This window comes from Candidatus Obscuribacterales bacterium (assembly GCA_036703605.1).
Lineage (GTDB): Bacteria > Cyanobacteriota > Cyanobacteriia > RECH01 > RECH01 > RECH01.
In genome coordinates this window covers 1-10,146 of sequence record DATNRH010000525.1, presented here as the reverse complement: position 1 = coordinate 10,146, position 10,146 = coordinate 1, and the positions used below count along the sequence as shown (strand labels likewise).

Annotated in this window: 11 protein-coding genes; 6 read left to right on the top strand and 5 right to left on the bottom strand. The window is 56.3% G+C overall.

The window, feature by feature from the left end:
* Positions 1 to 313: 313 nt before the first annotated feature.
* From V6D20_11410 to V6D20_11395, 4 genes are all read right to left on the bottom strand, one after another.
* Positions 314 to 1,495, bottom strand: coding sequence for a citrate synthase (locus V6D20_11410; GenBank protein ID HEY9816391.1), 1,182 nt, complete (start codon positions 1,493 to 1,495; stop codon positions 314 to 316).
* Positions 1,496 to 1,502: 7 nt separating this feature from the next.
* Positions 1,503 to 1,781 carry a hypothetical protein gene (locus V6D20_11405; protein ID HEY9816390.1) on the bottom strand — a complete coding sequence of 93 codons (279 nt, stop codon included), beginning with the start codon at positions 1,779 to 1,781 and terminating at the stop codon, positions 1,503 to 1,505.
* 370 nt (positions 1,782 to 2,151) lie between these two features.
* Positions 2,152 to 2,376 carry a DUF2949 domain-containing protein gene (locus V6D20_11400; protein HEY9816389.1) on the bottom strand — a complete coding sequence of 75 codons (225 nt, stop codon included), beginning with the start codon at positions 2,374 to 2,376 and terminating at the stop codon, positions 2,152 to 2,154.
* Between the two features lie 205 nt (positions 2,377 to 2,581).
* A complete protein-coding gene (locus tag V6D20_11395) occupies positions 2,582 to 3,496 on the bottom strand; it encodes an alpha/beta fold hydrolase (GenBank protein HEY9816388.1) in 915 nt (304 codons plus the stop codon).
* A 44-nt stretch (positions 3,497 to 3,540) separates the two neighbouring features.
* Here V6D20_11395 and V6D20_11390 point away from each other — a divergent pair, with 44 nt between their 5' ends.
* From V6D20_11390 to V6D20_11365, 6 genes are all read left to right on the top strand, one after another.
* Positions 3,541 to 3,666 carry a hypothetical protein gene (locus V6D20_11390; GenBank protein HEY9816387.1) on the top strand — a complete coding sequence of 42 codons (126 nt, stop codon included), beginning with the start codon at positions 3,541 to 3,543 and terminating at the stop codon, positions 3,664 to 3,666.
* Between the two features lie 282 nt (positions 3,667 to 3,948).
* On the top strand, positions 3,949 to 4,230 hold the full coding sequence (clpS, locus tag V6D20_11385) for an ATP-dependent Clp protease adapter ClpS (GenBank protein ID HEY9816386.1): 282 nt from the start codon (positions 3,949 to 3,951) through the stop codon (positions 4,228 to 4,230).
* Positions 4,231 to 4,266: 36 nt separating this feature from the next.
* Complete coding sequence (locus V6D20_11380) at positions 4,267 to 5,112, top strand: CPBP family glutamic-type intramembrane protease (GenBank protein ID HEY9816385.1); 846 nt, start codon at positions 4,267 to 4,269, stop codon at positions 5,110 to 5,112.
* A gap of 99 nt (positions 5,113 to 5,211) precedes the next feature.
* Complete coding sequence (locus V6D20_11375; protein HEY9816384.1) at positions 5,212 to 7,449, top strand: transglycosylase SLT domain-containing protein; 2,238 nt, start codon at positions 5,212 to 5,214, stop codon at positions 7,447 to 7,449.
* 108 nt (positions 7,450 to 7,557) lie between these two features.
* The gene (locus tag V6D20_11370) at positions 7,558 to 8,637 is read left to right on the top strand and encodes a glycosyltransferase family 4 protein (GenBank protein ID HEY9816383.1); all 1,080 of its coding nucleotides are present in this window, start codon (positions 7,558 to 7,560) and stop codon (positions 8,635 to 8,637) included.
* Between the two features lie 85 nt (positions 8,638 to 8,722).
* Positions 8,723 to 9,628, top strand: a complete 906-nt coding sequence (locus V6D20_11365) for an LD-carboxypeptidase (GenBank protein HEY9816382.1) — start codon at positions 8,723 to 8,725, stop codon at positions 9,626 to 9,628.
* Here the strand turns inward: V6D20_11365 and V6D20_11360 are convergent.
* On the bottom strand, positions 9,625 to 10,146 hold a 522-nt coding region (locus V6D20_11360; protein ID HEY9816381.1), incomplete at its 5' end, for a HEAT repeat domain-containing protein. The two genes, V6D20_11365 and V6D20_11360, sit on opposite strands and share 4 nt — an antisense overlap.

The following is a 10,146-nucleotide window of genomic DNA, read 5'->3' as shown; positions in this document are numbered from 1 at the left end:
CATGCAGCTTATAGTCATCTATTCAAGACAATTGTCCTGTCCTAGACTATCTCAATCCTACTGGCTGACAGAACATGTCAGAGATAATTCATCGGGAACATCAGAGGCGATCGCCTCGTCCTTCGAGCCACAGTGCAGGCTGAAACCTTTAGTAATCGGTTAAGACGCCCAAAAAGTCCCCAAATAAAAACCCCCGAGCCTAATGGACCGGGAGCTGGAGTTCCTGAAAATCGTCACTGCATTCAATGATAGCGATCGCTGCAAATGTTACAAGAGGGGTCTCACCCATCATTTGCAAAAATTGCACCTGCGCTTACTCAGTAATTAACCCTGTTAGCTGGTCTTGATCGTTGGAATTTTGTCGCTCTCCTATGGGAATATACGGTTCACTATGGGTGCCGGTATAAATCTGGGTGGGGCGGAATATGCGGTTTTCACTGAGTTGTTCCTTCCAGTGTGCTAACCAGCCAGCCACACGGGCGATCGCGAAAATAGGCGTAAAAAGATCCGTAGGAATGCCTAGCTTTCGGTAAACCAGCCCAGAGTAAAAGTCTACATTTGGGTAAATTCCCTTATGCCCGAGGCGATCGGATACCACCCGCTCCAGTTCGAGCGCCACATCGTAATATTCATCGGCCCCAAACTTTTCAAACAACTGCTCCGCCAAGCTCTGCAAAATGGTGGCCCTTGGATCCTTCACCTTGTATACCCGGTGACCAAATCCCATAATCTTCGTTTTCTGCGCAATGCAGCCATCGAGATAGGGCACCACATTATCCACCGAGCCAATTTCCTCCAGCATGGTGATCACCTCCTCATTGGCTCCACCATGGAGAGGGCCAGCCAGGGTACCTACCGCCGATGCCACCACCGCATAGGGATCAGTGAGGGTAGACGCCGTCACCATGGCGGAAAAGGTAGATGCATTGATCGTGTGCTCCGCATGGAGCGTTAGACAAACATCAAACACACGGGCCGCTAGGGGATCCGGCTCTCGTTCGTTGAGCATGTAGAGAAAGTTAGCAGCATAGTCTAGGTCATCCCGAGGCTGCACCGGGTCATTTCCCTTACGCATGAGCTGGAACGCCGCCACCATAGTCGGCAATTTCGCCAGCAGGCGCACCACTGCCGCGCGGATATAGGCAGGGTCATCAAGGGCACGTCGGGAATAGAACAATCCTAAAGCCGCCGCACAGGCCTGCAGCGCATCCATAGGATGGCCGCTTTCGGGAAAGCACTTCATCATGTCGCGGATACGGTACTTGAGGCGACGATGGTAGCGAATTTCCCGTTCAAAATCAGTCAGTTCTTCTTGGCTGGGTAGGGTGCCCCAGATGAGCAGGTAGGCAGTTTCCAAAAAACTACCATGCTTGGCTAACTCTTCAATCTGAATGCCACGGTACTCTAAGATGCCCTGGTGCCCATCCACAAAGCTAATGCTGGACTGCTTCGCAGGAATTCCTTCTAAACCTGGCTTGTATTCGCAAACCGTCATGACTTTACTACTCGCCAAAGTAAACAATGTGACATTGTCCAGCCAGCACCCCTAAGGGGCACAGTACTGGATTCCCAAGATCGCTCCTGAGAGTTTCCTGCTTCATCCGCCCTCCTAGAATGTTGCCATTCCCAGCAAAGGATACGTCCACAGGCATCTTGACCGTTTGTCCTACGGCTGACGTGCACAGTTGATCGCTTCCCCGAACTTGAGGGGCGGGGATTCTCAACAGCCGGTCTGTTCTTTCTGGTTCATCCACACCGCCTAGACCAACAGGTTTCCCCATCCCGCCAGCGGTGTTTATGTTCCTAGACCTGTAACTCGGTGATCTGGATGCAACGGGTTACGCAACTGTTTCTAGGGTTAAGCTTCTATGGTTCAGCCGTTTCCCATACCTAGCAGCCCCCACATCAGACGCGAACTCCTTTGCCCAGACATCTGGCGATCGCGGAAAAGCTTCCACCTAGACTGACATAAGTCTAAAGCGTGATTCTGTCAGCAGTGACTCAATCTTGATTATTATCGCACTTCACTCGATCGGGTTGAATCCACCCTTACTTTGGATTAGATCACCCCGTAACGTTGCTCAGACCGGTGGGAACAGATCTAGACAGAGCATTCCCATATCAGACTAGGGCTGACATAAACCCCAACGCTCAAGAGCAGCTAGGGGTGTAATCGTCACGCCCTGGAGCCGTTTCTAACCAATTAAAAATGCGGTCAAGCTGCTCCAAGGTCACCAACCCATATTGCCAGAGCACCATGGGCAACAAATGCGGCGTTTGTCCTTCCGGATGGCGGAGAGCCGTGGCGATGGAGTTATGTGGAATGCGAAGCTCTTGCTGCAAGAACTCAATGAGGCGCATTTGGAGACTTGACATGGGCCTTGTAGACGCGGTATGCGTGCCAGTATACGCGTCAGTTTCCCAAAGAGCATCCGAAACACATTTTTTAAAAAGAGTTGGACACCTCTTGTCAAGCCACTTTGAGGGCTTTAGCGGCTCTCATAACTGTTATAAATCCCTATAATTTGTCACTCTTCAGAACATTACCGTAGGCATGGGCAGGCGAACCATCAAGCCCTCGTTACATAGAGGGGGCGATCGCCCGTTTCTGGTTCATCCAGTCCTGCAGCAAGGGAGCAATCACCTCCGGCACTTCATCCTGGGGACAGTGCCCCGCCCGCTCTAGGGGAATGAAGGCATCGACACAGTCAAACTCAGCCAGCCGCCGCCCCAGATCAATCGGCTCCCAGGGATCCTCAACTCCCCAGAGGATCAGGGCCGGACAGGGCAAGATCGCCAGGAGATCCTCCGGCAACGGCCCCTGAGAATAGCGGGTGAAGGCCAGGAATACATCCGCAGCGCCTACATCAGCCGCTGGGGTCATCAACATGGTCACCAAGTCATCGGTAACGGCTTCTGGTTGGGCATAGGCCTGCAGTAAAATCCGGCGAACCGTCTTGGGCTTGGCGATCGCTTGGAAAAACTGCCGTCCTAGCCATTGGACACCCAGAATACTCTGCATCATGCCCGCCCCCGTGCGCCGGAACCAAGGCAGCGTGCTGCGATAGCGATCGTGCAAGAGCCGCAGAGAACAGTTGATCAACGCCACGCCCTGCACCCAGTCGGGATAATCGACCGCCGTTTGCATGGCCACCACACAGCCAATGGAATTGCCCACCACCGTCACCGGAGCCTGCACCACCTCGCGGCAAAAGTCGCCCACGAGGGCTCCCCAGGTCTCAAAGGTATAGGCGATCGCCTCCCCAGGCGTAGGCTTAGCAGAGGCTCCAAATCCTAGAAGATCCAAGGCATAGACCTGGTAGTGCTCTGCCAACAAGGGCATGAGTTTGCGCCAGTGCCCCCAAGACGCGCCAAAACCGTGAACCAGAACAATGGCAGGCCCTTGGATGCCCTCCTGGGCATAGGTAATGGGGTAGGTGCGCCATGTCCAAGTTTGAACCGTGGGTGGGGCAGAGGTGGGAGGAAGAGTCGTCATGGGTGCAGCAAGAAGCGATGGATCTAGTTCTAGTATTACAAATTATGAAGCAAGAATCTTGGCTCCATGCTCAGCGATCGCTGCGGGAATCGGGGGGACTCAGCCATGGCGTCCAGATCTCGTGGTCGCCCATGAACGAACGATTAGACCCCGATCACCTCGGCAATTAGACACAGTTGATGGTGCGGCAGGGTGTTATTGCACTCCCGCCCACCCCCACCAGAATCCGAAGCAGGAATGGTATAAATGATGTTAGAAATATTAAGCAATGCAAATGCAACCTGTGGCGCGATCGCAGACCAATCCTCACTCACTGGGTCGCTGCTCGGGCCATTGCATTGTCACCCATTCTGATGCAAGGTCGAATCATCCTGCTAGGTTGCCAAACGGCAGAAGGATGATCAACGGCGTCCGATTGTCCCACTTGGAAGTAGAACGAGAGGTTTAGCTCTGTGTCAGTCGAAACCCTTGAACGGAGTTCAACGGTACGGAAGCCTGCGCCCCGCTACCGGGTTCTTCTCCACAATGATGATTACAACTCCATGGAGTATGTCGTGCAGACCCTCATGCAGACCGTGGCAAGTTTAACCCAGCCTCAAGCGGTCGATATCATGATGGAGGCCCATACCAACGGCCTGGCCCTGGTGATTACCTGTGCCCAAGAACATGCGGAGTTTTATTGTGAAACGCTGAAAAACCATGGATTAATCAGCACCATGGAACCCGACGAATAGCTTGAATACCTGCTGTTTTTTGAGGATAGGGTTCTGTTGAAGGGTACCCCTACGCTCACGCGCCATCAGTCTGCCCCCCGTCGCCTGATCACATTTTTGATCTGGCTGGCGATCGCTTGGCTGCCCTTTGCCGCCTTAGGGTATTGGGTGATTCCCGATGCCAACACCCGCACCATTGTGGTGATGGTGATTTTAGGAGTTGAGTTTGTGACCCTGGTACGTCTCTGGGGGTGGTCGGTGCATGGCTATCCACGCCCCTTGCAGCACTATGGCTTGAGTGGTTCGCTCAGCAATCGCCTGCAGTTGCTGGCGGGCTTGCTGGTGGGTCTGCTAAGTCTGATGGCACTCTATGGTCTAGCAAGCCTGCTGGGCTGGGTGACGTGGCGATCGCCCTCTTGGTCGTTGCTGCCCGTCGCCCTGCAGGGATTGCTGGTCGGTGTGGGGGTCGGCGTGGGGGAAGAACTGGTGTTTCGAGGCTGGCTGCTGGATGAGCTAGAGCGAGACTATCGCCCCGCCGTCGCCCTGTGGAGCAGTAGCCTGATCTTCGCGATTTTGCATTACCTGAAGCCGCCTACCGAGATCCTGCGCACCCTCCCCGGCTTCCCCGGACTGGTGCTGCTGGGGCTGACGCTCGTGTGGGCCAAGCGATCCACCGCTACTTGGCGAGGGCTCACCCGACGCGGCCAGTTGGGTCTGCCCATTGGTCTCCATGCGGGATTGGTGTGGGGATCCTATGTGCTGCATGTGGGCGAATGGATTGACTATGGCGATCGCGTTCCCGAATGGGTCACGGGTATTGATCAAAATCCCTTGGCGGGGCTGATGGGGATTGGCTGTTTGGGTCTGATCGCCGCTGTCATGGGATGGCGATCGCGTCATTGATGGGAGTGCTAGAATCTGGGGGCAGATGAGCCAGGCAGCAGCTTGGTCTGGTCATCGAGATATTGATGTATTGCTCAGCGACCTATATGACGTCAATTCATGGTGAAGCCACTCCAAGAAACACCAGGTAAAATCGCCCTAGCCCTTGGAGCAGGAGCGATCATCCTAGCGTTGGGCGGCGCAATTACCGCATTTCGCTATCCAGGGCTGCTCAACCGGCTGCCCATCGTCGGTCAATCTAACGAGATCTCAGACGATCTCTTTGCCGACCAAGACCTTGATGCCAACCGCGAATCGGCGGTGCTGGCTCTGGTATCCCTCCCCGCCGAGGCACGCCAGGCTGATCTAGAAGCGATCGCCAACCAACCCGAAGCTTCCCTAGAACGAAGCCGGGCCCGCTATCTCCTGGCCACCGACCTGCTCAACCAACGGCAACCCCAAGAGGCCCTCCGGTGGCTCCAAGGTCTGGAAGCAGAGTATTCTCCCTTTGCGCCCTACGTGCTGTACCAAACGGCCCTTGCCCACGAAGCTTTAGATCAGCGAGCCGAAGCGTTGGAAACCTGGCAGCAGTTGGCCAATGATTATCCCGACGATCCGGTATCCGTAGAGGCGCTCTATGCCATCGGCATCACCAGCAGCGACACCCAATATTGGGATCGGGCGATCGCCAACTTTCCCTCCCATCCCCGCACCCTCGATATTGCCCAAGCCCGGCTCACCAGCAATCCTGGTCAGGTCGATCTGCTGCGGCTGCTGGCCCGCTACGGGCTGCACTTACCCAACAGCGGCGCGGTGCTCAATGAGTTGGCAGAAGATCATACTGCAGAGTTGACACCAGAAGACTGGGAAACCATCGGCTTTGGCTATTGGGAAAAACAAATTTATGGTCAGGCTGGCCGCGCCTATGCCCGCGCCACCGCCACCCCTCGCAACCTTTACCGAGCTGGACGGGGCGCGCAGTTGGGGGATCGCACCCAGGATGCCATCCAGGCCTATCAGCGACTGTATGAAACTTTTCCCAACGAACCTGATACAGCCCAAGGCTTGATTCACCTAGCATCACTGACATCATCATCCAGACAAGCGATCGCTTATCTAGATATCGTGCGGGAAAACTTCCCTGATCGCGCCGCTGATGCTCTTCTAGAACGCGCCAATCGCCTCGACGAACTGCAAAGCGCTGAATCTGCCCAGCAAGCTCGCCAATCGGTGCTCACCCAGCACAGCTCATCCGACGCAGCGGCAACCCTGCGCTGGCAACAGGTGCAGCGAACCCTCCAGGCAAATGATCGCGAGACAGCTCAGGCTTGGGCTAAACAACTGCTGGAGGAAAACCCCAACAGCGACCATGCCGCCGAATCAGCCTTCTGGATCGGCCGCCTCAGTCAGGAATCTGGCAATAGCCAAGCGGCCCAAGCCGCCTACGAGACCATTCTTAGAAATTATCCCGACTCCTACTATGCCTGGCGGGCAGCGATCGCCCTCGGGTGGGATGTGGGCGACTTCACCAGCACCCGACAGAAAATGGTGCCCATTCAAATTCCGCCCCGCCACCAAACGCCCCTGGATGGCTCCGAGGTCTTGCAGGAACTCTACTGGCTGGGACAGGATCAAGACGCCTGGACTCGCTGGCAAGTGGAATATCGCGATCGCATGGAGCCGACGGTTGCCCAACAGTTTACCGATGGCGTCATGCGCTTGGGCGTGGGCGACAACCTAGAAGGCATCTTCATGGTGGAAAGCTTGGCCTGGCGCGAGGATCCAGAAGAGCAGCAGCAATACCAAGCCCTGCGCCAACAATCTGCCTATTGGCAAGCCCGTTATCCGTTTTTATACGACGATCTGATTCAGGAATGGTCGAGCGATCGCCAGTTAAACCCTCTGCTGGTGGTCTCGCTGATTCGCCAAGAGTCGCGCTTTGAGCCCAAAATTGAATCGGTAGCCGGAGCTCTAGGTCTGATGCAGGTGCTGCCAGAAACCGCGGATTGGATCGCTGCTCAGTCCGACGATATCGGCGAGTTTACGATGACCGATCCCAATGACAACATCAAATTGGGCACCTGGTATCTAGACTATACCCATCGAGAATATGGCAACAATTCTCTATTGGCGATCGCCAGCTACAACGCCGGGCCAGGCAGCGTAGCCGACTGGCTCGATCGCTTTGGCTTCAGTGATCCCGATCTGTTTGTGGAGCAAATTCCCTTCCCAGAAACCAAGGGCTATGTAGAATCTGTCTTTGGCAACTATTGGAACTACCTACGGGTTTATAATCCTGACTTGGCGCGTCGTTTAGCAGGCTATTCCCCTGAACAAGCTGCCATGCTCGATCCCTAGCCCACAGTCCCAACCAACCTGACGTGCAGCCCCAAGGTATACCACTGTTGGGAATCTTGCTCTGCAGAAAGGTAGGTCACGATCTAGATTACGGATGCGTACCGTTGAATGGTAAACCCTTGCCGATCGCTTCATCTTTTGTTGGTCTCCACGCCAGTCGGGCCACTAGGCTCTGGGCTGGGCGGTGGCGTTGAACTCACCCTACACAATATCGCCCAGGCCCTCACCCAGCGCGGCCATCAGATCACCATCCTGGCTCCCACGGGCTCCAGCCTAGGGGACGTCAACGTCATACCGGTCGCGGGCAAGCTGCAACCCCTGGCCCAAAACCAGGAACGGGATGCGGCCATTACCCTACCAGCCCAGCCCGTACTCGGTGCCATGTGGCAGCAAGCCAAGCTCTTGGCACCTCAATATGACGTGCTGGTGAATTTTGCCTACGATTGGCTGCCCTTTTACCTCACCCCCTGGTTTGATCGCCCCATTGCCCACTTGGTGAGCATGGCCTCCCTCACCGACGCCATGGATGACGCGATCGCCCAGGTCGTGGCCCACTATCCCCACACGGTTGCCGTCCATAGCTTGGCCCAGGCAGAAACCTTTAGTTTTGGCGATCGCTGCCGCTGCTTGGGCAATGGTCTGGATTTATCCCACTATCGCTTTGTGGCGGAACCGGACACTTACCTAGGCTGGGTCGGACGCATTGCTCCCGAGAAGGGTATTGAAGATGCGATCGCCGCTGCGGATCAAAGCCATCTCTCCCTGAAAGTCTGGGGAGCCATGCCCGATCCAGACTATTGGCAGCAGGTCTGTCGCACCTATCCCAATGCCGATGTCAGCTACCAAGGATTTCTCTCCACCGCCGAGTTACAGGCCCAACTGGGTCAATGTCGAGGGTTGTTGGTGACGCCGCGCTGGGTGGAAGCCTTTGGCAATGTGGTGATCGAAGCGCTGGCCTGTGGCGTGCCGGTGATTGCCTATCGGCGAGGTGGCCCAGCAGAAATTGTTAGCCATGGGCAAACGGGATGGGTAGTGGAACCGGATTCCGTGGATGCCTTAGTGGAAGCGATCGCCCGTCTGCCGGAGTTGGATCGCCACCGCTGCCGCCAAGCTGCTGAAGAACATTATTCCCTCGCGGCCCTAGGCGCACGGGTGGAAGACTGGCTGCAAACTATGCTTGAAGGATAACGACGGCGGATCGTCACCATCCTGCCAGCGCCACTATCATCCACCGTTACCATCATCCAGCGTTAAAGCATCGAGTCGAATCCAGATGAAACCCTGCACCCCGCCACCGCCGCTGCAACCAGGCGATAAGCTCTGTGTCGTATCTCCCAGCGGAGCCCTACGAGAAACCGCTGCCTTCCATGCCGGAATTGACCTCTGGCGATCCCAAGGCTATCGCGTGGAGCCGGTACCAGGCTACGATGCTCGCTGGGGCTACCTGGCCGGCACCGATGTCCAACGGCGGCAACAGCTATGGCAGGCCCTTGATGATCCAGACTGCCGAGGGATCCTCTGTGCGCGGGGTGGCTATGGGGGAGCACGGCTGTTGGAAGCCTGGCAATGGCCCAGCCAGCTAACGCCCAAATGGTTGATTGGCTTTTCCGACATCACCGCCCTGCTCTGGAGCCTGGCCCAGCAGCAGATTTCTGGCGTCCATGGGCCATTGTTGACCACCCTAGGATCGGAACCGGCTTGGTCAGTCGATCGCCTTTTCGACTGGGTACGGGGCGGTCGTTTACCCTCCATCCACGGACAAGGCTGGGGCGGTGGGACCGCTCAGGGATTATTGCTCCCCGTCAACCTCACCGTGGCCACCCACCTGCTGGGAACCGCCGTGCAGCTCGATCTATCCGGCGTCATCTTGGCGCTAGAGGACGTATCAGAAGCGCCCTACCGCATCGATCGCATGTTGACCCAGTGGCGGATGATGGGTTTGCTATCCCAGGTCAAGGGCATTGCCCTCGGTCGCTTTAGCCAATGTGACCCGCCGCCCAGTATCCCCAGCTTCACGGTTGCTGAAGTGCTGCGCGATCGCCTCGGTGACCTAGGCATTCCCATCGTTTCCGGCCTGCCCTTTGGTCACGACGGCGAGAATGCTGCCCTCCCGGTGGGTCAGCTCTGTTGCCTAGATGGCGATCGCGGCCGGTTAGACCTGCTTGGCAACCTAAGCTAATCGTCGGCAGATGTCGTGATCAGTTGATCCAATTCACCGCTGTCTCGCCAACGCCGCAGGGCAATCATGGCCGCCGTGGCCACATTGGTATGGGTATCTCGCTCCAGATATTGCAACGCCGATACACTCTTGGGCGTCGGCAGATTCCCCAGCGCTTCCGCCAACCGTTGACGCACCAGCCAGTCTTCCGACTGCACAAAGTCCAACAGCCGATCCACTGCGCTCAGGTCACGGATCTCACCCAGGGCAGCGATCGCCGCCTGTTGCAAAACAATTTCGTGGCTCGACAGCGCCTGTATCAAAACATCATGGGCCCGAGGATCCTTGAGATTCCCTAAGGACACCGCCGTACTAAACCGCACCAGCCAATCGGTATCTTCATAAAAGGTGCGCATCAGCGGTTCAAACGCTCGGGGATCTTCTAGATAGCCCAGGGCCCCCGCCGCTGCTGCCCGAATGCTGTAGTCGGGATCGGTTTCCAACATCCGCACCAAAATAGGGAAACATTCATCGGTTTG